The organism is Rothia dentocariosa ATCC 17931 (genome assembly GCF_000164695.2).
Lineage (GTDB): Bacteria > Actinomycetota > Actinomycetes > Actinomycetales > Micrococcaceae > Rothia > Rothia dentocariosa.
The window spans coordinates 1,123,594-1,149,635 of sequence record NC_014643.1; the positions used below are offsets into that span (position 1 = coordinate 1,123,594).

A 26,042-nucleotide genomic window follows, 5' to 3' on the forward strand; every position below is an offset into this window, starting at 1 on the left:
GGGGAGTTTAGAGGTATTGAAGATCGCTTAGGGGGAGTTTGAAACGGTTCGAGTAGCGCGGAACGTCGAGTTCTTCGAGGACGTCCAGCACAGCCTCATGCTCGTTAAATGTGAAGAAATGCAGGCCGGGGGCGCCAGCATCAAGCACCTTGCGACATTGGTTGAGTGCATGTTCCACGCCGATGCGGTGCAGCTCGCGCGGATTGCTCGCGGTTTCTAGGCGATGCGCCAGCTCGCGCGGCACTTCAAGCCCGGCAAGCTCGCACAGCTTCGTCAGCCGAGTCAGCGAGGTAACGGGCATAATACCGGGGATAATGGGCATCTCCACCCCGGCAAGGCGTGCCGCATCTACCAGCCCCGAATAGCGTTCGGTCTCAAAGAAAACCTGGGTGATGGCGAAATCCGCCCCAGCACGCTGTTTTGAAAGCAGAATCTCAATGTCTTGAAGAAGCGAGGAAGATTCGGGGTGCTTATGCGGGTATGCCGCAACCCCAATCGACACCTTCCCCGCAGCAAGATGCGCGAAATCCTCACGTTCCACCCTGCGAATCAGCTCCACCAGGTAGCGGGCAAAAGGCAGTTCAAGCGGGCGCGTGTTTTCGGGTGGAATATCGCCGCGCAGTGCCAAGAACCCGCGCACACCAAGCCCCAGAATCAGACGAACCGAGCGTTCCAAATCGGCCACGGAATGCCCCACGCAGATTAGATGCGCCAGCGGGTTCAGCGAGGTTTCATGCACTAGGTGATCGAGCAGAGCCAGCGTCTTTTGGCGGCGCTGCGCATCGCCCGAATAGGTGACGGAAACGTAATCCGGGTTGGTTTGCTCAAGCTCGGCAATGGTTTTGAGCAGGGAATCGCAGCTTGCGTGCGACCGTGGCGGATACAGCTCGTAAGAAAGAGCCGGGTGAACTGTCGTCATTTTCATTCCTCCGTGTTCACCCGATAGAAGCGTGCCCGAAGGTACGCCGAATCTTAGCAAGACGCGAAGGGAATTCACTTCTATCGGTTCTGGCGGGAGCACCTTGTCCGTCCACCCCATGGGTGGAGGCTGGCGAGGTTGCTGCGACGTCTAAGAGCCAGATCTCTCGGTCGCTCTGGATAGATAACGTTCCTATTCTAGGCAGGATGCGCGGTGCCAGCAAGAATATGTCGGCACATGTCGTCGAGCGGTCACAACCGCTTAATATTGCGGGATGCGGCGAAACAATACGTCATACGGGTTCGCGGCAGTTCGGATCGGCGGATTGAACCCTCCACCTGATTTGGCCGCAAGTTCAGCCGCGAGCAGATAGCGGAATGTTATCTGCTCGCGAAGATTACAGAGGGGGTGACGCGGCGAGAGGGAGAAGGCATTCTACAAGGAAAAACCGGGTACTGTTCTGAGAAAACATGTCGTGTAAACTGTATGCAAGAGTCCCCCGACCGCCTCTACCCGTGAATCTGCAGGTTCACAGGATATGCGCATATGTCGGGGCCCTTCTTTATCTGCTTCCGGTCTTACTCTAGGGAATTGCAGAGCGCCGTGAACGTCATGTTGCGACCATACACTGTCAAACACGGTAGAGTAAACGTATGGAACGCATCGAATCTCCCGCATATGCACGCCTGGGTAACTCCGGGCTGGTCGTGCCCTCCGTCGGTATCGGCTGCAACAATCTGGGACGCCCCGGCACCCCCACTCAAACTCAGGAAGGCACCAACGCCGTGATCGCCGCCGCAGTCGAGGCGGGCATCGGCTTCTTCGATATTGCCGACCTGTACGGCGCCGAACCCGGGCTGTCAGAAACCATGTTCGGTACCGCGATGCGCGAACTTAACCTCAACCGTGATGACCTGATCATCGTCACCAAATTCGGGCTTCCCACCGGTACCCTCAACGGCAACGACTGGGATGCGCGCGGCTCACGCCGATACATCATGCGTGCCGTCGAAGGTTCACTGCGCCGCCTGGGAACCGAGTACATTGACCTGTATTTCTACCACAGCCCCGACCCGAACACCCCGCTGGAAGAGACCCTATCTGCTCTCGATACGCTCGTGACCAGCGGAAAGGTTCGTTACCTGGGGCACTCCAACTTTGCGGGGTGGCAGCTTGCCCACGCCGAGCATCTCGCCCGCGAACTCGGCACTGAGCGGTTTATCGCCGCCGAAAACCACTACAACCTGCTTGACCGCCGTGCCGAACTCGAAATTCTTCCCGCCGCCCGCCACTTCGGGCTCGGGGTTCTCCCGTATTTCCCGCTTGCCAATGGGCTTTTGACCGGAAAATACCGCCGCGACAGTATCCCTGCAGGGTCACGTCTGTCGCATTCCAAAGCGCAGGTACTTGCGCAAGCCGACTGGGAACAACTCGATGCCTACCACGAATTTTGTGCCGATCTGGGGATCTCTGAGGTTCAAGCCTCCATCTCTTGGCTCAAACAGCAGAACCCCGTCGCTAGCGTGATTGCCGGGGCAACCACCCCCGAACAAGTACACGCAAACGCGCAGGCCGCAAGCGTGCGTTTCAACGATGACGAACTGGTGCGGCTCAACGAGATTTTTCCAGCGCCCGAAAGCATCGCGCTTTTCTAACAATCTCCTTCGCCACTGCAAATATAGCCAGCTGGAAATATAACTAATCGGGAATATACCCAAGCCAGCAAGCGTTTAAAGACTGTGCGGTCTCTCAACCTGTGCCGTACAAGACCCTTCATGAAAGACAAAAATACCCGCATGAGCATCACCACCGAGCCGCCGAACCGCGCCAGTGCACTACCCCCGCTCGGGCAGGGCGCGCACACCCGCCGCCTAGGCGTTATCGCGCTGGTGGCAACCTTCGGCGGGCTTCTCTTCGGGTACGACACCGGCGTTATCAACGGTGCCCTCGACCCCATGAGCCGCGAACTCGGCATGGACAACACCATTCAAGGCTGGGTCACAGGCTCCCTCGCCTTTGCTGCCGCCCTCGGAGCCATGATCACCGGGCGCATTTCAGATGCTCTCGGACGGCGCAGAACCATCATCGGACTCTCAATCCTCTTCATCGCGGGCGCGCTCGCATGCGTCTTCACCCCCAGCATTGCTGTACTGTTGATGGGCCGTACGATGCTTGGGCTCGCTGTGGGAGGCGCATCCGCGGTCGTGCCTGTATTCCTCGCCGAACTTGCACCCTACGAAATTCGCGGCTCACTCTCCGGGCGCAACGAACTCATGGTCGTCGGCGGGCAGCTCGCAGCGTTCATCGTGAATGCCATCATCGGCAACCTCTGGGGCGAACACGACAGCGTATGGCGGTGGATGTTCGCCGTCTGCGCCTTGCCTGCGCTCGCGCTTTTCATCGGTATGCTCCGCATGCCCGAATCCCCCCGCTGGCTTATCGCACAGGGGCGCACCGAGGATGCGCGCGCCATTATGCGGCGCATCCGCCCCGCCGAACGTGCCGATGCCGAAATTGCAGACATCGCGCGTTCACTTGAGGAAACGCGCACCCAAATCGGTGCGAAGGCTAGGAGCAGCACGGGTAAAATCCTGCGTGAAAAATGGTTTGTGCGGATTCTATTGGTCGGTATTTTGGTGGGTGCCGGGCAGCAGCTCACCGGCATCAACTCGATCATGTACTACGGCATTAAAGTGCTCAAAGAGGCCGGGTTTGACGAAGGTTCGGCTCTCATTGCGAATATTGCCCCGGGCGCTATCGCCGTGGTCGGCTCAATCTTTTCGCTGCGCATGATGGAGCGCGTGAACCGCCGCACTATGGTGATCGCTGGGTATTCGCTGACCGCTTTTTTCCACCTGCTGATCGGGGTAGCATCTATGCTCCTGCCGGAAGGCAGCCCCGCGCGTCCCTATATTATTCTGGCGCTTGTGGTCGGGTTCGTGGGGTCGATGCAGACCTGCCTGAATGTTTCGACATGGGTGCTGATGAGCGAGCTGTTCCCGCTTCGGGTACGCGCGGTTGGCATGGGTCTTTCCGCATTTTGCGGCTGGATGATGAACGGCCTGCTTTCCCTCGTATTTCCGGTCATTTTGGGGGCGCTGGGGCTGACCGGCTCCTTCTTCGGGTTCATGGTGGTGAACGTGCTGATCGCCGTGCTCATGTGGCGTAACCTGCCCGAGACCCGCGGCAAAACCCTGGAAGACGTGGAGGCGGGCGTTATCTCAGGCGCCGCCTATCCGTTTGCGGCTACTCGGTAGACGAGGCTTCGCTAGGACGCGAGCAGGTAGGATTTTCCGACCTGCTCGTACCAAAAACCACCTGCTCACGGAAGAATAAGACCCCTGGATGCGGTTTGCGGATTCTGTTTTAGAAAGTCTTCAAGAGAGATGCGATAACCATCATCTTCGGCACGGGCTTTACGCAGAGCCTCAATATCAAATAGCTCTTCGTATTCTTCTACGGGGTTCAGATCAGTCATATGTCCTATTCAGGGTGATGTTATTGATGGAGAATGCTTGTGTTAGTCTTAACATATCTTCGCAAAGTTACCTGCGTACAGCGGAAGACTCAGCAGCGGCAACTACTGAGCCTTCCTGGTAGGTAGAGCACTACTTCAGAAGCTTAATGAGGCTTGAAGCAAAGCTCATGATGTACGAGACGGCCTGAGCAGCTCCATCGGTAAGGGCAAAACTTACCAAGAGCGCTTGGGCCGTTTCTACGTAGTCGTAGAAAGACATCGTATCCCACCGCCTTTCCGCCCCGAGAATCTCCACAGGATATTCTTCGCAAAGTGGCTGTGGGATTACCCTGCAGAAAGAGCATTTCTAACTTTACTGTACGCATATGTTAAATCTGCAAACGTGCGGTATATGACCGTCTTACGGGAGTAAACCGGCGATAGTTCTAGGCTTTACAGACCCATTCAGCAAAGGCATTCCTATCCTGCGAGGGCGCGGGTTAAGTGATAGTGTCAAAGATGTTATAACTATCCTTCGGTTGTGGTGCCGTCGCGCGATATTCCCGCTGCCGACTCCACGGATAACGCACGGTCGCGCATACTTGACGGCACCCGCATACCTGTGACTTCTAGAAGGCAGAAAGTCGTGGCAGACAACGTAAAAAATGATTGGGATTTGCGCAGCGAGAAGGTTCAGAAGAACCAGGTGGCCGCTTATGACGAGATGCGCCGCCGCTGCCCCGTAGCGCACGACGAGTTCATGGGCTACTCCGTGTTCAAGAATGCCGATGTGCAGCATGTGCTCGATCATCCCGACATTTACTCGAATGTCGTCTCGACTAGGCACATCGCCGTGCCAAACGGTATGGATGCGCCTGAACACACAACGTTCCGTGCCGTGAACGACAAATACTTCACCTCCGAACGCCTGAGGGAGTTTGAGCCGAAAATCCGTGAGGTCGTCAAGAACCTGGTGGCTGATTTGCCGCGCGGCACCGAGGTTAATGTGATGGATGGGTTCGCGCAGGCTTATGCGATGCGTATTCAGAATGCGTTCATGGGCTGGCCCGCGAGCCTTGAGAAGCCGCTGATCGAGTGGATTGAGAAGAACCGCGAGGCTACGCTGCGCCGCGACCGCGAACAGATCGGCAAGGTCGCCCTTGAGTTTGACACCTATATTCGTGAGCTTCTGGATGCGCGCCGCGAGCAGGCTGCCGCCGGGAACCCGCAGGATGTGACCGCCGAGCTGCTGACCGACACCGTGCAGCTGCCCGATCAAGAGCCCCGCACTATGACCGATGAAGAGATTGTGAGCCTGATCCGCAACTGGACGGTGGGGGAGCTTTCGACCGTTTCGGCGTGCGCCGGGATTATCGTAAACTTTTTGGCGCGCAACCCGCAGGAGCAGGCTCGACTTCGTGAGTCACTAGGGGAGGGGCATGCGGAGATCGCCGCCGCAGTTGAGGAGATTATGCGTCTTGAAGACCCGCTGGTGACGAACCGCCGCGTGACTACCGAAGATACCGTGCTGGGCGGGCGTACCATTCCGGCGAATTCGCGGGTGACGATCAACTGGTCAAGTGCCAACCGTGATGAGGACGCGTTCGAGGATGCGCTCACCTATAACCCGCATCGTGACCAGTCCCGCAACCTGGTGTATGGCGACGGTATTCACGTCTGCCCGGGTGCGCCGCTGGCCCGCTTGGAGCTGCGCCTGCTCATGGAGGAGCTGCTGAAGGCAACCAAGAGTATTGTTCCTGGTGACGAGTCGGATGCACCCGCCACCGAGAACGCCACCTACCCGATCTCGGGCTACTCGACGGTCCGGGTGGTGTTTGGGTAGGGCTTTGTAGGAAGCTCTAGAAGATAGCGAGTGAGCAGAGTACAGGTAGTTTCATCCTTATATAGTTAGAACCTCGGACTAGGTGTGTGCGTTGGGAGTAGCTAGTAGCTCTATACCCCTGTTTTACATTCTGTGGTTGGATTTTTGCTCACTGGGCTTCTGCGTTTTATGAATTTTGTGCATTAAGTGAGGGTGATTTATGAGTGGATACCCCGATATAAAAAACAACGAATCTTACCTCCTCAGACCCACCGTGAATAAAGCCTCCAAGCCTACTCTACTATACTTGCACCAGAATCATGCCGAGAAAGACTTCGGAACGCCCCAATTTACCATCATACACACATTAGTGAGGCTCAAGACAGCACCCTTGAAGATTCTGCAACCAACCGTGTCTTCCCATTAATCCTTCTTAGGACCATCACTGTAGACGGCACCTATATACAACCTATCACTAGCGCACCGCCAAATGCGTTTGTGTGGCAGTAAACACCACTAGAGCGACATGAACCACCAAATTATCTAACACCGCTGGTGATCAGCAACCCGATGTCGGACTCATCATGACGCTTTCGCGCACCGATATCACGAGCTGGATTATTGGTTCTCCAAAACCTGAGAACATGCTACGCTCCAAGGCTACTGAGAGTTAGAGCTGACTTGATCACAGTGGATAAGAAACAACTGGTGGGAAGTAACGCAGACTGATCTTCTGACTCAGAGACAACAATAGAAGAACACCCATTACTTTCTAAATAAAATTTTTAGTATTAAAGGCACATTATATTTTGTAAAATATAAGGTTGAAATTTATCCATAGGAGTCGTTAGAGTTAACAAAGAGCCAGTTCTTCTGTCTCTGTAAGAAGTTTCAGAATCGTTATGATTCTGGAATAAGTTCAAACAAAGGAATGATGATGAACGTTTCGGATCTCGCGAATTCAATTGAAATTGACACTACCCCGGGTGCTGCTGATTACGCAATGAATAGTGCTCAGCCGTCAATGACCACTCCTGCTGGGGTATATGCTGTAGCAGAAATGGCCGTTGCTGGCAGCACCATCTGCTTGGTTTGCTAAGAGAATAATTTATAGAAAGGAAATCGTATGGGCATCTTCCCCCTCAGGACAAAAGGTAACTATGTTTACCGCTCTTTGGCTCCTGTTGCTGTGAGCCAAGTTTTAAATAGTTTGGAGACTCTGACTAACAGGAGTATATATCAGGATGATAGTTATCTGAGGGGGAATTTGCACCTTAAACTAAGTCGATCGAGGAAAGATTCCATACTGCACAAAGTAGTAGAAATGATCGATTCCCCCAAAACTGTCTCATATTGTTCTTTCATTAATATAGCTGGATGTGTTCTAATACTGTCTGGACAAGATAAGAAATTGCTTCAGGCATTAGGGTCTGGACTTGTTCTGGGTAATAACAAGTTACTTTCCATCAGGAACCATTATGGGCGGGATGGTGCAGATCAAATGGGAGCATTAATACTTAGCTATCGATTTGTTACATCTTTTATCAAAGATGATGATAAGGCAAATGATCTTTTTCTGAAATCTGTAAATGCACAAACTTGTCTATCTTATTTGGTACCTGGAATCGCAAAAGCAGTATCAAGCAAGTGGTTACGTGGAACTGCCCTTGAGGAAATTCTTAGTACACAGGCGTATGGTTCTTCTCCAATCGCAGTAAGGCTTAAGAAATACCCGACTGTTATGAAATATCTGACATGGGGGACTATTCTCTGGGAATCGGCCTTCCCTCTTATATATATATTTCCTGAAAAATATGTTCCAATCCTGTTACATGCGGTAAAAGGGTTTCATTTCGGAGTTGCCTTAACTATGGGTCTTCCAAGGTTCTTTTGGGGGTTTATGGGTGCCCACGCTGCGGTTGAGTATATCATCAAGGGTAAGAATAATGAATAATCTAAATAAGTCAGTAATTAAGCTAACTTCAGCAGTTCTGTCCGTTTCGATAGCTTCTACTGTTAATAGGTACAGGAATGAGTATAAGCGAAGGACTGGTCTGAATGGGAATGAGTTCCTAAAGGATAATGACGGTAATACCATTGAATATAACCTTGACTTAAATGAAAACTCAAATATTTTAATAGTCTTTGAAAATGGCTTGGGAACCCCTTTAGAGTCATGGGATTATGTAAAACTATTTCTGAAGGGCAGTTATAATTTATTATTTTATAATAGGCCTAAACACGGTTTTACATCAACAAACTTGTCGAATTGTGGAGCCCTTGAAAAAATTGTTAAGGAGAAAGTTGGCAATGATATCAGGATTATTTTTGTTTGTCACTCTATAGGAGCGTTGGCAGGATGTACTGCTGTGGAAAATAGTCCGTATATTAAGAGTAGGACAGAGAAAATAATTCTTGTTGATGGGACTGAGCCGGATCTTTTTGAAGCATATCGTAATGATTCTGAACAAAAGGGAGAATTTATGCAGATGTGTTTTCAGAAAGCAATGGCTGGATTTTTTGGATTCCAGTGGTGGGGAATCGATAAATATGCTCGAAGGACAAGCTATCGCCCGGACATTCAGGAATCAGTAAGGCTTTTTGAAGCTAACCCTAAAGAAATATTTATTACTTTAAGTGAATATTTTAATATTAGGGTAGATTCTTTAAAATCTATTCTCATGCAACAACAGGTAGCTGTTTCAATTATTAGTTCCTTTGAACGAAGGACACAACAAAAGAAATTAGCGGAAGATTTTGGTATTCCGTTTAGTTTAATTGATAAGAGCACACATTACTCTATTATCGGGCATCCTGAATTTGCCTGGGAATTAGCGCGTGAAGTTAGGAACGTTCTTGAAAAGTAATTTTTTTGATTCTCTAATTTATGGGGTTTTGGTCCACCATATAACACTTACTGTATTTCAAAACACGCCAGATACCTTGGTTCCCCCTATAAATCATTTTTCGCCAGGTTGGGATATACCGCAGTGGAGGTTTTTTGCACCTACCCCAGGAACTTCAAATCATCATATCTTATACAGGACTAGGACAAAACAGAATGATGAGGGTCAATGGGGTACATGGGAAGAGATGATATCTTCTAATGATTCTACCTTATTATCTACCATCTGGAATCCAAATAGTAGGTATGTAAAAGCGAATTTTGATTTAGCAAGTTCGATTGTAAATATGGTATCGTACGGTGCAACTTTTGATTTTATAAAGAGTAGTGAGAGTTATTTAATGGTGTCTTCTATTCTTAATTCTCGGTTGCAAAATACGGATTCAATAAACTACCAGTTTCTTATTGCGACTTCAACTCGTGATAAACAGGATAGTAGTAGCTTTTCTTTTGAACCAAAATTTTTTTCTGAGGTTCATGAGGTGCGATAATGGACGAAAAAATATCTCTAGATTTTCATAGGATACATCTCCACATTACCGGTTCGGTTAATGCTGCTTTGGTACCATATTGGATTAATTGGTCTAGGAGGATTTATCATGATTTGATTGTTACTGCTTCAGTGACAGAATCAGCATGTAGGTTTGTATCTATTGATGCGCTAAAATCTTTAACGGATGGTAAGGCATGGATAGACTCTTGGGGTAGCGATTATCCTATTCAGGTGCATGAAGGTCTTGAGAAATATACGGATGTGGTAGCGATATTTCCTGCGTCGATTAATACAATTATGCAATTGGCCTCTGGATTTACAAATACACCTATGCAGATGGCTATTCAACTGACTAGGTTACCTGTTTCAATAGCTCGCGCATTTCCTGGAGATAATAATATTATTGAGGATAAATTAAATAATTTAATATCAAAACGAGATAATATTGTTATATCTAAAGAAATGCCTGCGTATTCTTTGTCTAAAAAATCTTGGGGAGGTAGTACTGGTTTCTACTATCCGTTTGTGCTTCAATCACTTCAAGATTTAATATCTGATTTAAATATTTAATTTATATTATTTTTGTGTAAATTCTATAAATAGTTGGTGTTGTGGGATCGGGATTGAAAAGATGAATGATAAGTATTTCGATTTTTGGTAGGATTGTTGGATAAAGTTTATTGAATCTAGCGTATCCCCCGCTGTGGTATACAATGTTTTCATAACTTTGAATATATGAGACTGTATTATTATATTTTTCTGTTGCGCATGCTACAGATATTTTATCGAATCTCAGAATGTAGGGTTTAGAAATTTGTCGATATAGCTAGCTCAAAGAAACTTTTTGTATATGAATTTATATCTGACGATTTACAAAAGGTCGGTGATTATTCATGAGCATTCTAAGCCAGAAGATTAGCCACGTTCCGCCGAGAAAACTCTTTGATAATGAGGTTAGGTTCGGTACTTTTGTGAGTGAATTTGCGGGCAGACGACCCTTTCCATTACTGATCAGCGGTTAGTGCTCTGCCAATGGAGATCTTTCTCGGTCTTAGTAGAGCTGCTCTCCGAGTGTTTCTCCCAAGTGTAGTAATGGGCTCTAATCCCTAATGGAATTAGCTATCTCATATCTTTATCTGGATTCTAGGAATTTGTCCAGCTTGTGATATCGATAGGCGGAGGCATCTTGACACGCACTCGGCACCAATCGGTCATCACCTGTAACATCTTCTAAGGCGTAAATAACCTGATGATTGGTTGGATCCCTAGGGTGGTGTTTATTGTTGTACAGACATATCTGGCGATGCTCTAGGTGCCCTATCTACGGTGGGCGTGGTTTCACAGGTCTTTAGTAAATCGTGTGGATGGGAAGGTGTGGTAGTTTATAGAATAGTTGATAGTTTTTGTCAAGTTTAACTAATGTGTGGCCGATGGTTTGTGGGGATACCCTGAAATCTTCCCCTAAGACTTCTTCGGTATGACTCTTGTGAAGGTATAACAGGTTTTTGAGGATAGGACTGTGGAGGGGTAAATGCTGATATGGTGAGATAGGTGATAATCTCTATCTACAGATGTTATCGGTGTTTGTTTGTTCCGTCGTAAATCTACACAGGTAGAAGAGCCAGTTTTACTATATACCTCGGGGGAGGGGTCCTGTATGAACTACCCTCATGGTTGACCTTTAAAATATTACGAAAGCATAATTAGGACTTGTTCACTCTCAGCGGCTTAAACGCTTGGTCTGGGAGCTTTTTATTAATCTATTCTTTTCATTTAGCTTTTTGTAAGACATGTCTGTAGGGCAGCGTGTATAAGAGATAAATCTTGGAAGTAAGGTGACATGGAAGCAGCAATAGTCGGTAGTGGTCCAAATGGGTTAGCTGCCGCGATTACATTGGCTCAACAAGGTGTCAAGGCACATGTGTTTGAGGCATCTAGTACTCCAGGTGGCGGTATGCGTAGCCATGAGCAATTACGTTCAGGGGTTATTCATGACATGTGCTCTGCAGTCCACCCTTTTACATCAGTTAGCCCGTTCTTCACCAATGTTGACTTGCGCCGTTATGGGCTTCGTTTCGCGTTGCCTGAGGTGGATTTAGCCCATCCTGTAGATGAGGATCGTATCGGTGTGTTGTACCGCGACATTGATCGTACTGCGGCAGGTTTGAGACGTGATGGGAAGATCTGGAAAGCAACATTTGGTCCTTTAGCACGCAACTTTAACAAGATAGCGCAGGATCTTCTGGGACCCGTCTTGAATATTCCCAAACATCCTTTAGTGACTCTTTCGTTTGGTATTAATGCGGTTCTTCCTGCTCAATTATCGGCATATCGTTGGCGTGAACCTGCTACCCGCGCCCTTTTTGGTGGCATAGCTGCGCATGCAATCACGCGGCTTGATACTCCCATGAGTTCTGCAGTAGGGATGATGCTTACAGCTGCTGCTCATGCTACCGGTTGGCCTGTTGCCGTTGGAGGCAGTGGAGCGATAGCTGATGCGATGGTAGCTGAGCTGTCTTCATATGGTGGAGAAATTACCTGCAATACCCGTATTACCTCAATAGAACAACTTACAGGATTCGATATCATTATGCTGGATACCTCACCACATGCTGCAGCGGAGATTTTGAAGGATCGGTTACCGAAGAGGCAGCGTCGTGCGTATCAGGCATACCGTTTTGGGCCGGGGGCGTTTAAGGTAGATTTTGTGATTAGGGGCCATATCCCGTGGACTCATAAAGCTGCCCGTCAGGCAGGCACGGTGCATTTGGGCGGTACGCTTTCGCAGATTGCTGCTACAGAAAAGCAGGCGGTGAAAGGGAACCTATATGAGTGTCCTTTTGTGCTTGTCGGGCAACAGTATTTGGCGGATCCTAGCCGCTCTGATGGTGAGCACCATCCTGTGTGGGCTTATGCGCATGTTCCTCAAGGATACCCATATGATGTTACTGAACATATTGTGCGGCAGATTGAGCGTTATGCGCCGGGATTTCGTGACATTATTGTCGATTCAGTCTCGTATTCTACTGAGACGCTGGAGGGTTATAACGAAAATTATGTAGGTGGTGACATTATTGGTGGTGCCACAGATATGCGTCAGTTACTAGCGCGCCCAATATTTTCCGCAGATCCCTATGCGACGGGGGTTTCGGGCGTGTATCTTTGTTCGGCGTCTACGCCTCCTGGAGCTGGGGTTCATGGTATGTGTGGGCTGCAAGCGGCTCGTCGCGCCTTGAAGTTATTGGTATAAACACAACGTTGAAACAGTTATTTATTTGAGTTGTTTCTAGTCAAAATATTTACGGATTACTACCCCAAACATGCTAAGGGGACGTAGAATAATGTGGAGGTTTGAAGGTGAAGAAACTCTACCCTGCCCAAGACACGGAGAATAAAGGCTCTTTACCTGCCTGTAAAGGTGGATTCTAAAACCATACCCCACCGTACAAACCTTCACTTGTATAGTGGCAGAGGTAACCACTAGATCATCCGCACCCTCAAGGGATACTCTCTGATAGTCCCGACTAGGAAATCACCTAGTGGGGAGCTTGTCAAGAGTGATAAGCAGCTCAATCGTTAAATTAACCGCTACTGTGTCGTCATCGAACGTATAGTCCTCAGATCAAGTGCTGGTGAGTACTCTCCGAGGCGTTCCGCAAATCTCTGGGCTTATGTCACCGGGTATTCTCCATCGCGCGAGGCTTATTTTTGCTTCGATGACACTCAAGTAAATTAATACTCTCATATAAAATAAACTTAATTTAGTTCACTGACTTAAATAAATTTAGAATAAATGTATAAATTTAGGCCTGTAGGTTGTGTAGGAAAATTTTTTAAAAATATTTGTATCCCCTTACCCTGTGCATCGTGTTCAATTCTAGGTGTATAAATAACGACATTAAATTTTGAAAGTTTCCTTTTGAATTTACAGTTCTGCCTTGGTATGCCAAGCTGAATAGAAGTTTTGATTGGCGACTGGTATATTTTACCCAAAAAATAGATTTAAAATAATTATTTATTTATATAATCTTAAATTACTTTAAGTGGTTGTTATTCTTGACTGTGTGCTTCCGGGTTTGTTAGGTTTAAATTGTCAGTAAGCTTTGGAGCTGTGTGAAGCTTCTAGAGTGGATTGGCAAGCTAGGAGGGCTGTATAAATGTTGTTCACGTGTACCTAGTTTTGTAAAATTAATGATGCTTACATGTGAAGGACATATTGCCCTAAAAATTTTAAGGAATTCTGGAGGAGTTTTTATGGATAAGGATACTGTTCTTTTGGAGGAGCTTGCTGGGCAGGAGATTGCTCAGATTAGTGGTGGTGTGGATAATATAGATTTCGGTTTCTGGCACGCATTGGAGAGCATATATCGCGTTTTTTAGTTAGTTTGTGAAATGTGAATCATAGCTATTTTTGACGAAAGAAAGGAAGATTTACAATGCCTCAGGATATAACTCTGTTGGAAGAAATATCTGAACAGGATCTCTCTCAGGTAAATGGTGGTACTGCTTTCCCTGGATGGTATAGCAAGGTAATCGGTAATCGAGGTCGCGTATGTACTGTCACAGTGGAGTGCATGTCCGTGTGTCAGTAATGTAACTTTGTGCAAGTTGTTGTCATTGTTGCTGTTTATTTTTATATAGTTTTTACTATATATAGTTATAAGAAAAGCGTCATACTTTGGTGAGCATCTTAAGCGAAGTCGGTGGGTAAAGGAGAATATGGGTGTTAGTCAGGAAATTTCTTCCTGAGCTGGATGATAATCAATTTCAGCAATTAGTATCAAATATATTGAATACTTCCCTATTGGAGGAATTGGAGACTACCTCAAGGCCTGAGCCTATCGTACTGTTACCGACTCCAGCGTCTATGACGCTGGGGTCGGTTTCTGAGTCTTTTATGTTCCATGCCCTATTCATGAACTTGATGGCGCATGAGGACGAGCATATGTGTCAGATCGTTCAAAAATTTGCCTATGCTAACGCAAAACACATCGATGGTCTCACTGAACAGCTTATGGGTGCTCTCAGGGGGCGACTGCTCAATTTCTATCTACGCCCACTGGTAGCTCATGTCAAAAAAATCTCTGCGCAAGGACTTTTACACGGAGAAACCCCTGAAGAACGGTATGAAGACTATTGTCGTCGCTGGTATGAAGATTTTCAGGACGACTTTTATGCCATTTATCCGCTCCTTCAGCATGTTCATACGACGATCGTAGATCAGTTTTACATAGCAGTGTCGGAGATTTTTGAGCGGGTCCAAACTCATGAGAGTGATATACGAAAACTTCTCGGTGTCACAGATGATGACCCTCTGAAGCTAGAGTCTCTTGTGCTAGCTGGCGACCATCATAATGGTGGGCGTACCGGCTGCGTGCTGGTATTCCAGCAAGGAACTGTAGTGTATAAGCCCCGCAGTATCGAAGGTGAGCAAGCATATTACAACATCATCCAGAAGCTCGCTGAGTATGGTGCCCCCGCTATGCGTGCCGCCCGGGTAGCGGTCGGTAATGGGTACGGGTTCATGGAATTTATCGAACGGGAAGAAGTCGATTTCTCATCAGAGGATTTCCTGGAGTCTTCCGGTCGACTTGCGGCCTTACTGTATGCGCTTCAGACTAAGGACATGCATGAAGAGAACCTTGTCCCTCTATCAGAGGGACCTGTTCCTGTTGATCTTGAAACTATGCTTCATCCAATTCATACAGCAGCTGACGACGATCCAGTTATTCCTGCTGATAGCGCTTTTTTGTATAAACTTCGGGGGATATCAACTAGCGCATTACTTCCTACTCGCCTCATGCGAAGTGATCCCTCCCAAGGGTATGTAGATATCGGTTTTATTCAAGGTGAACAGGGCGTTAACCCGTTTGCTGGGATGAGTGTTGAACGCCCTTTTAGAGATGATGCTGTGGTTCGATTTGTACGGGAATCAGTCCCTGAAGATACTGGTAACACGAGTGAAGCGGGATCTGATGAGCTAGAGCAGCAACGTAATTTACACGCAGCTCGAGCTTATTTCTTTGCCCGCGGATTTGCTCAGATGTATCGGTGGATTTGTGAAAACCGCTATACCGTCTTGGAAGCTGTCCGCGCCGAATGCACAGGAATAATACTTCGTGCCGTCCTGCAGCCAACCATGTATTACAGTCAGCTGGTACGGATGTTGGGCAGCCCCGAGGCGCTTGCTTCTCAGGATGTTTTCAAAACCATTATATTCCGAACTGCTGCTTTTGCCCCCAACCGCCCGTTGAAAATCATTATCGCTGAGGCTGAGTCGCTCTCGCGGTTAGACGTTCCTTTCTTCACACACCGGACAGACTTGTCTGATATCCTCTCTCCTCATGAAACTGCTGCAACTGGAGTGAGTGTTCAAAAAAATGCTCTTGAAGAGACCCTGAGTCACATTACCGATATGAATGAGGCGGATTTAGAGGACCAGCTGAATCAAATTTGGAATGCTTTCGTGTCCCCATATCCGGCTAATACTCTAGTTTCACAACCTGCGGATGCGTGGCGGGGGCGGGACAATTTACAAAGTGAGCGAGATTTTAGTTCCACGGTCGCCGATTATTTGGCAATTCGTTTGTATCCTGGGCTTGCTGAAGAAAGCCCTTGGACATGGGCAGCGCCTGTTCCGGGTACTCAGCAGCAACATACCGGAGCCTGGGATACTGCTGTATTGGGGCTGGATCTTTATAGCGGTTCCATTGGTCCTGCATTATCCTTGGCGCAAGCAGCACATACTCTAGAAAATGAGGAATATGCTCAAGCAGCGTATCGTGTGTTCGATCCGATAGCAGACGTTGTCTTCTCGGAAGATATGTCGTTTGAACTGCCTGACGAGATGCGTGATACAGCCTTCATGGGCGAACCCGGTATTGCTTTTGCGCTTGCCGGTGCTGCCGAGTGTTTGAATGATCCCCGCTTGAAGGAAGCCGCTGCTGTGTTGGGGAACCGGATTGCTGAGCGTTTGGCGCAGGCAGAGCATCCGAGTCCGGATTATCTCACCGGGCAGGTAGGTGCGGCAGCCTTGCTGCTGGGATACGACCTCGCGGATGACCGGGAAGCGCTGCTGGGCGTACTGGATCGGCACGCCCAAGACATCATCGCGGGTCGTGTCGAGGAGGAATGGTGGTCTCATAGCGGGTTCGCCCACGGTATCAGCGCCTCCATCTTCGCGTTGAGCCGGTGGAATAGGCAGATGCCTTCCTCGGAACGTGCCCAGCACGCGGTCAATATTCTACTGGAGCGCCTGCGCGAATTCGATAACGGGGAAAGCTGGGAATCACAGATCTCCGGGCAGGGTAGTCGGAACGGTGTGTGGTGCCATGGTACCGCCGGTATTTCCCTAGCCTTGGCGGCGGTACAGGTGTGGATGCCCGGGCTTTCCACCCGCGCTGATCTTGAGCGTGCTGTACACCATGCCCTGCATGAGGGGACCGGTCGTAACCTCACCTATTGCCACGGTGATTTAGGTACTCTGGATATTCTCGAATGGGTCGTCAATCATGTTCCCGATCTGCCTGATGCCGAAAAAATCCGGGACATCCTAACCAACGGGTACAGTACCTCTCTGCTACAGGAAACCCTAGAGGATAAGTCCGTGCGCTACTCTTTGACCCCATCGTACATGGTGGGTACCTCCGGTGTGCTGTCTTGGCTGTCTCGCCGTATCGGTGGCACCCGGTTGTATACTCCGATTATTCCCGATTCCACTGAAGCATAGGGCATCAAGTCATGGCTTTTCCTGCTGTTTTGCAGACCGCCCAGACCGAGTGCGGTCTGGGCGTGAGTGCTTCCATTCTGCAGCATTATGGGCGCTATCAGACGGTCTCAGACTTGCGTCTGTCTATGGAACCTGGCCGTGAAGGGCTGAACCTCCTGCAGGTGAGCAACCTTCTCACGGACGAGGGTATGGAGGTCGGCGCCTATCGGGCAAGCTCGTTGGAGCAACTTCGGGATATCGGCAAGCCGGTGATTCTGCACTGGAATAATTCGCATTATGTGGTGCTGGTGCGGATGCGTCATGACCGGGTGCAGATTATGGATCCTGGGCAGGGTTTGCGAACGATTAGTCTTGAGGAGGCTGAGAGTTCCTTCTCCGGCAGCGTGCTGGTGCCGACTCCACGGGATGATTTCGAGAAAAAATCCCGGAACGTTTTCAAAGACTGGCAGTTCCATACGTTCTTTACGAAGCAGATGTTCGGTCAGTATGCGCTTTTCATCTTGTTACTTGCGATCACCTATAGCGTGACCTTTGCGGTGCCGATGGTGATTCAGCATGTGGTGGATGCTCAGCTGAAGGGCGAAGAGAATGTTGTGGTTGGCATCACTGCCGGTGTCATTGCTGGTATTGCAGGGTATTACCTGGTATCGATTGCGCGTGCCGCAACGTTGGCGAGTATCGTCTCGTCTATCGGGTATAAGCTTCTGGGGGATCTTTTTGCCAGACTTCTCAAGTTGCCGCTGACGTATTTTGCGCTCCGCTCGCCGGGGGATATTCTCTACCGGTTGGCAAGCGTGAATATTCTGCGCGATTTCCTGTCGTCAAACCTGACCGAGTTCGTTATCAATATCGGCACGATGATCGTGATTCTTATCTTTATCGCCCAGCAGTCCGGCGTGGTTTTGCTCATTACCTGCGGGGTTCTGTCCGTGCTGGCGGTGATTTGGATTGTAACGGCGCGTCCCACCTCTCAGGCGCTTGATGCGGAATATTCGCATGCTTCTGAAACTCAGGTGATTGAGCTAGATGCCATTAACACCGTGGCGACGATGAAGATGACCGGTTCGGCGACTTCGACCTTTGGTAAGTGGCGTGAGACGTATCTGCGGTCGTTGGCGTCGATGCGCCGTCGCATGGTGCTGCAGCAAGGTGTGTTGGGTTCTGCCGCAGCCGTGGTGCAGCTGGGTGGCCCGCTGATTCTATTGCTGTCTTCGTTGCCGCTGGTCAATAACGGAACGTTGACCCTGGGACAGGCTATTGCGACCGAGGGCATTTCCGCGCTGTTGTTTTCCTCGATCTCTTCGGTGATGTTCGGCATTATGAATATCGCGGCGGTGGATCGTGCCGTTGCTCGTATTACCGATATTCAGCGATATGAACCCGAACAGGATGAGGGAACCGTTACGGATGTGATTGACAGTGATATCGAGCTAGAGGATGTCGGTTTCACGTATCCGGGTGGTATGGCCCCGGTCCTCTCGGAGGTGTCTCTAACGGTGCCGGAGGAGCAGGACATCGCGATCGTCGGTTCCTCCGGGTCTGGTAAGAGCACGCTTGCTATGTTGCTGTGCTCGCTGTACACCCCGGTTTCGGGTGCTATTCGTGTGGGCGGAATCGATATTCGTGATTACTCGCTGGATGCTCTGCGCTCCCACATTGGGTATGTGCCTCAGCAGCTGCAAACCAGGACGGGCAGCCTGTACGATAACCTCACGGCGGGTCTGGACGACGGGCGCAGCCGTGAGGAGATCGAAGCCAATATCTACGCTATGGGCATCCTGGATTTTGTGAAGGATCTACCGCTGGGGTTCGACACGATTATGGCCAACGGGGGCGAAAATTTCTCGGGTGGTCAACGTCAACGCATCGCGATTGCTACCGCCCTGCTGCGGTATCCACGGATTTTAGTGCTGGATGAGGCGACCAGTGCGCTCGATACTGCGACTGAGCGGCAGGTGACGGAACTCATCGCACAGTATCAGTGCACGAAGGTCGTGGTGGCGCACAGGCTTTCGACAATTCGCAATGCCCAGCAGATCGTGGTGATGGAACACGGATGCGTGGTGCAGGTCGGTTCCCATGCGGAGTTGATCTCGGTGGAAGGTCGGTACCGGGATTTGTACTACCAAGAAGAAAAAAGCAGCCACAAGGAGTACACCTCACCAATAGCCGCATAGACGATTCCTTATAGTCGACCCTGGGGTTTGGGAAAGTCGCTATGGATATGCGCAGCGGCGCGCACGAGTAAATAACCTGAGCCGTATCGTAACCGAAAAACGTGGATGCTGTCGTACAGGCGTGCTGCCTGGGCGACAGCATCCAAATTTTTTGGTGCTTCTTCAAAAACCAGCGCGGCAAGTTCTCTACAAACCGCATAATATTTCACCCATAAAGTTTAAATTTCTAAGCAACAATACTCAGATTTCTCGGGAATTTTTAATGGTTTTGTTATCTTAAAAATGATACCAAACCGTTACAAAAACTTTTTCAAAATTATTTTTCTAATATAAAAACAAAAGTTACTGTAAATAATAAAATACTTTCCAGGTGCTTTATTTTCTGAGTAAACCAACCCGATCCCTTGAAATTACAGCTCAAACTCGTAATGATTATTGTTTTGAATAAAGTTTAAAATGCTTGACATCAATATTATTTACCATTTTAAAGAGTGCACGATAAATTTTTGACCCCTAGACTACATCTTGAAACACGTTTATCAAGTTGTTACTGTAGAGTCACCGATTTCAATAGAGAGAAAACCGACTCTGATAAGGACTTTTGTTCCATGACCTTGCCGCATGATGAGAATAGAAGATATATCTCACCACCCCTATATGTCGCAGCCCGCGACGAAAGTTCATAGTCAATGGAGATGTGAGGCTTTTGTTGCTTGGCACCTGTAGCACACGCGGCATCCCCACATAATTCAGATGACATAGCTCTGGCAGCCTGTGTCTCATGGCTATGTTTGTAGTGCTACAGAAAATAAGTAACAAATTTTACAAACTTCCTTTCCTTGAGGCGTTAGTGCGTCGTAAGGAAGGGTAGTGGGTTCCAGGTGAATACTGTGGAAAAGCAAACACCTGGAACCCAGTCAGAGAATAGTTTGATGTCTTCAGCATCAAACTAAACACCGATAATATTATTCCTGAACGGATCAGGAATATTAAGGAGGATAACCATGGCTAAGGATATCACGCTCCTGGAAGAGATCTCGGACCTCGACCTGGACCAGGTTAACGGCAGCGGTCACGGTGGCGGCGGCTACAGCGCTGGCGGCGGCTACAGCGGTGGCGGCAACGGCGGCGGCGGCAACTACTGCGGTAACGGCTGCGGCAACTACAACTTCGGCTTTGGCTTCTGGGGCGGCAGCTCTTCCTAAGTCCGGGGAATAAGTAAATACGATAGATAAGGAGATACCAGGTGTTAATCAGGGAACTTCTTCCTGAACTGGATGATGAGCAATTCCGACGCCTAGAAACATACGTATCTAGCACTTCGTTGTTAGAACGTTTGGGTACCGCATCCAATACTCCCGACTCCGAGTCTATCGTACGGTTGTCGGCTCCGGTGCTCAAAGCACTGGGGCCGACGGCCGAACCCTCCATGTTTCACGCGCTCATTGCCCAGCTTGCCGAGGGTGAGCGTGACAATGTTGAACGTGCTGTTGCCGCATCGGGTTACGCCGCACCGTCGCGGCTTTCCCTCCTAGTTAGTCAGTTTTTGGAGAACCTGACCGCGCGTTTGACTAATTTCTACCTCAGACCGCTGGTTGCGCACATCAAAAAGATCTCTTCGCAGGGGCTTCTGCACGGGAGTACACCCGAAGAACGGTATGAAGACTACTGCCGACGTTGGGGCGAAGAATTTAGTGACGACTTTTATGCAAGCTACCCGCTTCTGCCCGGCGTTCACGGCAGGACTATTGAGCAGTTTCATGCGATGATTGCCGAAATTTTTGAGCGCGTGAGCGCTCGTGAAGATGATATTCGCGAGCTTCTTAACGTCAAAGATGACGAACCTCTCAAACTCGAATCCTTCGGTCTGCCCAGAACCCGTTACGGCGGCGGACGCGCCGGTTGCCTTCTCGAATTTACCCAGGGCATGGTGGTCTACAAATCCCGCAATGTTGAAGGCGAATGGGTCTTCTGGAAAATCGTTCAAGACCTTGCCGCGCAGGGGGCTCCTTCGATGCGTGCAGCCCGTGTGATTCGGGGTGAGGGCTATGGCTTCATGGAGTTTATTAAACGTGAAGACGCAGACTTTTATGCCGAAGATTTCCTTGGAGCTTGCGGACGGCTGGCGGCTTTGCTCTACACCCTGCAGGCCAAAGACCTGCACGCCAAGAATTTGATACCCCTGCGCACGGAACCCGTTCCGATTGACCTTGAAACGATCCTCCACCCCGTGCATATTTTGACGGAGGATATTCAGAGTCCCCCCGAGGGCAGCGTTTACCTGCGCTGGCTGCGCGGAATCGCATGCAGCGCATTTCTGCCTACCCGCCGCACACGCCGCGATATCTCGCTAGGGTTCCGCGACGTAGGCTTCCTGCACGGGGAACAGGGGACGAATCCCTTCCACGAGGTAACCGTCGCAAATCCCTTCCGTGACGATGCTGTGGCACGCATCAACCGCGAACCCAGCCCAGAGAACCCGACTACGGAAGACACAGATCGCGCCGAAGAAGCTAACGCTAGCACCCCGGAGGAGCGGCGTATTTCTGAGGCAGCCCGCGCCCGCGCCTTCGAACGCGGATTCACGCAGATGTACCGGTGGGTCTGCGAGCACCGCGAAATCATGACCGAAATAGTTCGCACAAATTGCTCCGGGCTGACGCTGCGTGCCCTGCTGCAATCCACCAGGTACTACACCCGAATCCTCAAAATGCTCAGCAGCCCCGAAGCGCTGGCCTCCGAAAAAGTCTTCGCCACGATCGCGCTGCGTGCCGCAACGCTGAGCAATAACCGTCCCCTTGAGATGATCGGGGCCGAAGTAGAAGCCCTCTGGCGGTTCGACATTCCCTTCTTCATGCATCGCACAGATGGCTCCGAGATCATATCTTTCGACGGGCACGCCGTAGGACTGACCATCGACAGCAGCGCGCTCGATGAAACCCTGGAGCATATTGCCGCCCTCGACGAAGCAAACCTTGAAGAGCAGATGCAACAGATCTGGTCAGCCTTCGTATCACCCTACCCGCCGGATCGCATACTCGCGGCCGCATCGGCAAAGCTACTATCAAACAGGCAGAGCGTGCAGCATGAACGAGAACTCTGCGAGAGTATTGCCGACCGGCTAACAGCGACGAACCATCCGGGTGGCAGAGAGGAAGACGCCTGGACCTGGCTGGCGCCCACCCCCGGACTATGGCAGCAGCACCTTAGCCTGTGGAACACCGAAGTACTCGGCATAGACTTCTACACAGGCTCAACCGGGGCTGCACTCGCCCTCACCCAGGCCGCACGGACGCTCGGAAAACCGGAATACACGCAGACGGCCCGCCGGGTACTAGACCCCATCGCGCAAGACGTCTTCGCTGACAGGCTTTTCAGCATTCCCCCCGAAACCTGCGACGGCATATCTTGCGGCGAAACAGGCATCGCCTTCGTGCTCGCCGCTGCCGCAGAAAACCTTCGGGATACCCGTTTTGCTGAGGCAGCCGTCAAGGTTGGCGACCGCACCGCCGCGCGCCTGGCACAGGTTGAGCATCCTATGCCCGGGTACCTGGATCACCAGGTAGGGGCTGCCGCCCTGCTCTTAGGCTATAACCTCGCCACCGACCGCGCGGCCCTGCTGGCAGTATTAGACAGGCACGCCCAAGACATTATCGCCGGCATGGTAGAAGAAAACTGGTGGCACCGCAGCGGATTCGCCTACGGAATCAGCGGATCAATCTTCGCGCTGGCCCGGTGGAACCGCCAGATGCCCTCACCCGAACGCGCTCGCGAAGCCGTCGAAATTCTTCTGCGCCGCCTCAACGACTTCAACACCGGGGACGAATGGCGGGCCCAGCTCACCGAGCATGACAGCGGCGAAGAGCATGCCAGCGGCACCTGGTGCTCCGGTAGCGCGGGTATTGCCCTCGCGTTCGCGGCACTGCACCTGTGGATGCCCGAACTCGCCAGCCGCACCGACCTCGACCGCGCGGTACAGCATGCGTTCCGCACCGGCACCCGAAGCAACCTCACCCTATGCCACGGCGACTTCGGCACCCTGGATGCGCTCGCCTGGATAGCCGACCGAATCCCCGACGTACCGTGTGCAGAGGCTATCCGGGATGCCATCGAGAACGGTTACAGCGCATCGGATATTCGGGCAGTCCTCGACGATAAATCCGTGCGCTACTCGCTGACTCCCTCGTTCATGGTCGGTACCTCCGGCGTGCTGTCCTGGCTGACTCGCCGGGCAGATAATGCTCGCCCGTACAGCCCTCTTATCCCCGAGCCGTTCGAGGTTCGATAGTATGGGTTTTCCTGCTGTTCTTCAGGCGGCGAAGACCGAGTGCGGGCTGGGCGTGGGGGCGTCCGTCCTGCAGCACTACGGGCGCTATCAGACTATTTCAGACCTTCGCCTGATTGCCGAGCCCGGTCGTGAAGGTCTCTCGATGCGCCAAGTGCGCGACCTTCTCGTCGAGGAAGGTATGGAGGTCAAAGCCTTCAGGGCACCCTCTCTCGAACACCTTCGAGATATCGGCAAGCCGGTTATCTTGCACTGGAACAATTCCCATTACGTGGTTTTGGTGCGCATCCGTAAGGATCGCGTGCATATTATGGACCCCTCCACGGGAATGCGGGTTATGGATCTTCAGGAGGCTGAAGAGTCTTTTTCCGGCAGTATTCTGGTGCCGTCTCCGCGGAAAGATTTCAAAAAGAAATCCCGCAGTGTCTTTCAAGATTGGCAGTTGGGCACCTTCTTCACGAAGAAAATGTTCGGCCAGTACGCGCTGTTCCTGCTGCTTCTCATCATCACCTACAGCGTTACCTTTGCCGTGCCCATGGTGATCCAAACCGTGGTGGATGCGCAGCTCAGGGGTGCAAGAAACACCGTCGTGGAAACAACGGTCGGTGTGGTAGTCGGTGTTATTGGCTACTACCTGGTTTCCATTGCGCGCGCCGCAACGCTGGCGAGTATCGTCTCGTCCATCGGATATAAGCTCTTGGGCAATATGTTCGATAGGCTGTTGAGGCTGCCGTTGACCTATTTCGCGCTGCGTTCTCCGGGCGATATTCTCTACCGCCTCTCAAGCGTGAACACGCTGCGCAACTTCTTGTCTACAAGCCTGACCGAGTTCGTGATTAACATCGGCACGATGATTGTGATTCTCATCTTTATCGCCCAGCAATCGAGCCAGGTTTTGATAATCACCTTCGTGGTTCTTGCCGTGCTGATGCTGATCTGGTTCGTTACGGCGCGCCCCACCTCCCAGGCGCTCGACGCCGAGTATGCGCACGCCTCCGAAGCGCAGGTGGTTGAGCTTGACGCTATTAACACCATCGCAGCCATGAAGATGACGGGTTCCTCAACGCCCACCTATAACACCTGGCGCGAAGCCTATATGCAGTCGCTGGCGTCGATGCGCCGCCGCATGGTGCTGCAGCAGGGTGTGCTCGGGTCTGCCGCATCCGTGGTGCAGTTGGGTGGTCCTCTGATTCTGTTGTTGGCGTCGATACCGCTGGTGAATGATGGAACGCTCACGCTCGGTCAGGCTATTGCGACCGAGGGTATTTCTGCGCTGCTGTTTTCGTCAGTCGCTTCGACGATGTTCGGCATTATGAGCATTATCGCTGTGGATCGCGCGGTTGCGCGTATCGTGGATATTCAGCGTTATGAACCGGAGAAGAGCACGGGATCTGTCACCGATATTGCTGATGGTGACCTTGACCTTGAGAACGTGAATTTTACGTATCCGGGTGGTAATAAACCTGTGCTGACGGATATCTCGCTGCGCGTGCCGGAGGGCCACGATGTTGCTCTCGTGGGTTCGTCAGGTTCGGGCAAGAGTACCTTGGCTAAGCTGTTGTGTTCGTTGTACAGCCCGGTTTCTGGCACGATTCGTGTGGGCGGAATCGATGTTAAAGATTATTCTTTGGACGAGCTGCGTTCCCATATTGGGTATGTGCCGCAGCAGCTGCAAACCAGGTCGGGAAGTCTGTACGATAACCTCACGGCAGGTCTGGATGACGGGCGCAGCCGTGAAGAAATCGAGGAGAGTATTCTCGCGATGGGCATCCTGGATTTTGTGAAGGATTTGCCGATGGGCTTCGATACGATCATGGCGAGCGGTGGCGAGAACTTCTCGGGCGGTCAGCGCCAGCGCATCGCGATTGTTACGGCTCTGCTGCGGTATCCACGGATTTTGGTTTTGGATGAGGCGACCAGCGCGCTCGATACCGCGACCGAACGGCAGGTGACGGAGCTGATTGCGCAGTATCAGTGTACGAAGGTTGTGGTGGCGCACAGGCTTTCGACGGTGCGCAATGCCGAGAATATCGTGGTCATGGAGGATGGGCACATTATTCAGAGCGGACGCCATGATGACCTGATGATGGTTGAGGGCCGTTATCGGGAGCTTTATTCTCAAGAAGAGCAGAGCAGCCAGGCGGGGTACATTTGGGCGCAGTGGCCCCCCACGAAGGTTTCTCGCCACGGCTTTGGCTTGGGAATGTTTACCTCGTAGCGGATGCGCGGTGCACGCGGGGGTTCTGTGCGAGTGT

General features: G+C 50.8%; 19 protein-coding genes and 1 riboswitch. Of the genes, 16 read left to right on the forward strand and 3 right to left on the reverse strand.

What is annotated here, in order from left to right:
- Positions 1–7 precede the first annotated feature (7 nt).
- Positions 8–919 carry a methylenetetrahydrofolate reductase gene (locus HMPREF0733_RS05005; RefSeq protein ID WP_041321661.1) on the reverse strand — a complete coding sequence of 304 codons (912 nt, stop codon included), beginning with the start codon at positions 917–919 and terminating at the stop codon, positions 8–10.
- Between the two features lie 77 nt (positions 920–996).
- A riboswitch (SAM riboswitch) is annotated at positions 997–1,105 on the reverse strand.
- 467 nt (positions 1,106–1,572) lie between these two features.
- On the opposite strand from HMPREF0733_RS05005, the gene HMPREF0733_RS05010 reads away from it, so the two are divergent.
- Together HMPREF0733_RS05010 and HMPREF0733_RS05015 are read left to right on the forward strand one after the other, a co-directional pair.
- Positions 1,573–2,574: an aldo/keto reductase gene (locus HMPREF0733_RS05010; protein WP_013398283.1), complete on the forward strand. Its 1,002-nt coding sequence runs from the start codon at positions 1,573–1,575 to the stop codon at positions 2,572–2,574.
- Positions 2,575–2,694: 120 nt separating this feature from the next.
- Positions 2,695–4,176, forward strand: a complete 1,482-nt coding sequence (locus HMPREF0733_RS05015; RefSeq protein ID WP_013398284.1) for a sugar porter family MFS transporter — start codon at positions 2,695–2,697, stop codon at positions 4,174–4,176.
- 65 nt (positions 4,177–4,241) lie between these two features.
- Here the strand turns inward: HMPREF0733_RS05015 and HMPREF0733_RS05020 are convergent, their stop codons facing one another.
- Together HMPREF0733_RS05020 and HMPREF0733_RS05025 are read right to left on the reverse strand one after the other, a co-directional pair.
- Positions 4,242–4,397, reverse strand: coding sequence for a hypothetical protein (locus tag HMPREF0733_RS05020; protein WP_013398285.1), 156 nt, complete (start codon positions 4,395–4,397; stop codon positions 4,242–4,244).
- Positions 4,398–4,527: 130 nt separating this feature from the next.
- On the reverse strand, positions 4,528–4,692 hold the full coding sequence (locus HMPREF0733_RS05025; RefSeq protein WP_013398286.1) for a hypothetical protein: 165 nt from the start codon (positions 4,690–4,692) through the stop codon (positions 4,528–4,530).
- A 330-nt stretch (positions 4,693–5,022) separates the two neighbouring features.
- On the opposite strand from HMPREF0733_RS05025, the gene HMPREF0733_RS05030 reads away from it, so the two are divergent.
- The 14 genes from HMPREF0733_RS05030 to HMPREF0733_RS05070 all read left to right on the forward strand — a co-directional run bounded on the left by HMPREF0733_RS05030 (position 5,023) and on the right by HMPREF0733_RS05070 (position 26,005).
- Positions 5,023–6,219 (forward strand): cytochrome P450, encoded by a 1,197-nt coding sequence (locus tag HMPREF0733_RS05030; RefSeq protein WP_041321662.1) that lies wholly within the window; start codon positions 5,023–5,025, stop codon positions 6,217–6,219.
- Between the two features lie 916 nt (positions 6,220–7,135).
- Positions 7,136–7,297: a cypemycin family RiPP gene (locus tag HMPREF0733_RS11540; RefSeq protein ID WP_013398288.1), complete on the forward strand. Its 162-nt coding sequence runs from the start codon at positions 7,136–7,138 to the stop codon at positions 7,295–7,297.
- 225 nt (positions 7,298–7,522) lie between these two features.
- Complete coding sequence (locus HMPREF0733_RS05035) at positions 7,523–8,152, forward strand: hypothetical protein (protein ID WP_141744384.1); 630 nt, start codon at positions 7,523–7,525, stop codon at positions 8,150–8,152.
- On the forward strand, positions 8,145–9,065 hold the full coding sequence (locus HMPREF0733_RS05040; protein WP_013398290.1) for an alpha/beta hydrolase: 921 nt from the start codon (positions 8,145–8,147) through the stop codon (positions 9,063–9,065). The genes HMPREF0733_RS05035 and HMPREF0733_RS05040 overlap by 8 nt, the downstream gene beginning before the upstream one ends.
- A complete protein-coding gene (locus tag HMPREF0733_RS11150; RefSeq protein ID WP_141744383.1) occupies positions 9,055–9,594 on the forward strand; it encodes a hypothetical protein in 540 nt (179 codons plus the stop codon). Before HMPREF0733_RS05040 ends, HMPREF0733_RS11150 begins: the two co-directional genes overlap by 11 nt.
- Positions 9,594–10,166, forward strand: a complete 573-nt coding sequence (locus HMPREF0733_RS10945) for a flavoprotein (protein WP_013398291.1) — start codon at positions 9,594–9,596, stop codon at positions 10,164–10,166. Before HMPREF0733_RS11150 ends, HMPREF0733_RS10945 begins: the two co-directional genes overlap by 1 nt.
- A gap of 1,270 nt (positions 10,167–11,436) precedes the next feature.
- Complete coding sequence (locus tag HMPREF0733_RS05045; RefSeq protein WP_013398292.1) at positions 11,437–12,846, forward strand: phytoene desaturase family protein; 1,410 nt, start codon at positions 11,437–11,439, stop codon at positions 12,844–12,846.
- A gap of 1,004 nt (positions 12,847–13,850) precedes the next feature.
- Positions 13,851–13,976, forward strand: a complete 126-nt coding sequence (locus HMPREF0733_RS11495; protein WP_256388022.1) for a hypothetical protein — start codon at positions 13,851–13,853, stop codon at positions 13,974–13,976.
- 56 nt (positions 13,977–14,032) lie between these two features.
- Positions 14,033–14,188, forward strand: a complete 156-nt coding sequence (locus tag HMPREF0733_RS11545) for a plantaricin C family lantibiotic (protein ID WP_080556864.1) — start codon at positions 14,033–14,035, stop codon at positions 14,186–14,188.
- Positions 14,189–14,541: 353 nt separating this feature from the next.
- Positions 14,542–17,325, forward strand: coding sequence for a type 2 lanthipeptide synthetase LanM (lanM, locus tag HMPREF0733_RS05050; RefSeq protein ID WP_244864864.1), 2,784 nt, complete (start codon positions 14,542–14,544; stop codon positions 17,323–17,325).
- An 11-nt stretch (positions 17,326–17,336) separates the two neighbouring features.
- Positions 17,337–19,502, forward strand: coding sequence for a peptidase domain-containing ABC transporter (locus tag HMPREF0733_RS05055; RefSeq protein ID WP_013398295.1), 2,166 nt, complete (start codon positions 17,337–17,339; stop codon positions 19,500–19,502).
- A 1,004-nt stretch (positions 19,503–20,506) separates the two neighbouring features.
- Positions 20,507–20,707: a hypothetical protein gene (locus tag HMPREF0733_RS05060; RefSeq protein WP_013398297.1), complete on the forward strand. Its 201-nt coding sequence runs from the start codon at positions 20,507–20,509 to the stop codon at positions 20,705–20,707.
- Positions 20,708–20,748: 41 nt separating this feature from the next.
- The gene (gene lanM / locus HMPREF0733_RS05065) at positions 20,749–23,790 is read left to right on the forward strand and encodes a type 2 lanthipeptide synthetase LanM (protein ID WP_041321664.1); all 3,042 of its coding nucleotides are present in this window, start codon (positions 20,749–20,751) and stop codon (positions 23,788–23,790) included.
- A gap of 1 nt (position 23,791) precedes the next feature.
- The gene (locus HMPREF0733_RS05070; protein WP_013398299.1) at positions 23,792–26,005 is read left to right on the forward strand and encodes a peptidase domain-containing ABC transporter; all 2,214 of its coding nucleotides are present in this window, start codon (positions 23,792–23,794) and stop codon (positions 26,003–26,005) included.
- Positions 26,006–26,042: the final 37 nt, after the last annotated feature.